The sequence below is a fragment of the Rummeliibacillus sp. POC4 genome, from assembly GCF_003576525.1.
Taxonomy (GTDB): Bacteria; Bacillota; Bacilli; order Bacillales_A; family Planococcaceae; genus Rummeliibacillus.
Window position 1 is genome coordinate 1 of sequence record NZ_QWUA01000163.1, and the last position, 597, is coordinate 597.

At 48.4% G+C, this 597-nt stretch carries 6 tRNA genes; all 6 read left to right on the top strand.

What is annotated here, in order from left to right:
• The first annotated feature begins 1 nt into the window (after position 1).
• Positions 2-77, top strand: a tRNA-Lys gene (locus D1606_RS18585).
• A gap of 15 nt (positions 78-92) precedes the next feature.
• Positions 93-177 (top strand) — tRNA-Leu (locus D1606_RS18590).
• A 47-nt stretch (positions 178-224) separates the two neighbouring features.
• Positions 225-299, top strand: a tRNA-Gly gene (locus D1606_RS18595).
• Between the two features lie 5 nt (positions 300-304).
• Positions 305-393 (top strand) — tRNA-Leu (locus tag D1606_RS18600).
• Positions 394-421: 28 nt separating this feature from the next.
• Positions 422-498, top strand: a tRNA-Arg gene (locus D1606_RS18605).
• A 4-nt stretch (positions 499-502) separates the two neighbouring features.
• A tRNA-Pro gene (locus D1606_RS18610) sits at positions 503-579 on the top strand.
• The last annotated feature ends 18 nt before the right edge of the window (positions 580-597 follow it).

The following is a 597-nucleotide window of genomic DNA, read 5'->3' on the forward strand; positions in this document are numbered from 1 at the left end:
TGAGTCATTAGCTCAGTTGGTAGAGCATCTGACTTTTAATCAGAGGGTCGCTGGTTCGAATCCTGCATGACTCACCATTTTAATTAAATATTGCGGGTGTGGCGGAATTGGCAGACGCACTAGACTTAGGATCTAGCGCCGCAAGGCGTGGGGGTTCGACTCCCTTCACCCGCACCATTTATTATGAAACTTAATAATTGCCAGATTAAATAACACATGCATATGCGGAAGTAGTTCAGTGGTAGAACATCACCTTGCCAAGGTGGGGGTCGCGGGTTCGAACCCCGTCTTCCGCTCCAAATATGCCGGGGTGGCGGAACTGGCAGACGCACAGGACTTAAAATCCTGCGGTAGGTGACTACCGTACCGGTTCGATTCCGGTCCTCGGCACCATTTCTTTTTAAAACAAATTTTATAAAATGCGCCCATAGCTCAACTGGATAGAGCGTCTGACTACGGATCAGAAGGTTGTGGATTCGACTTCTGCTGGGCGCACCATATTCGGGAAGTAGCTCAGCTTGGTAGAGCACTTGGTTTGGGACCAAGGGGTCGCAGGTTCGAATCCTGTCTTCCCGACCATTATAAATATTTTAAATT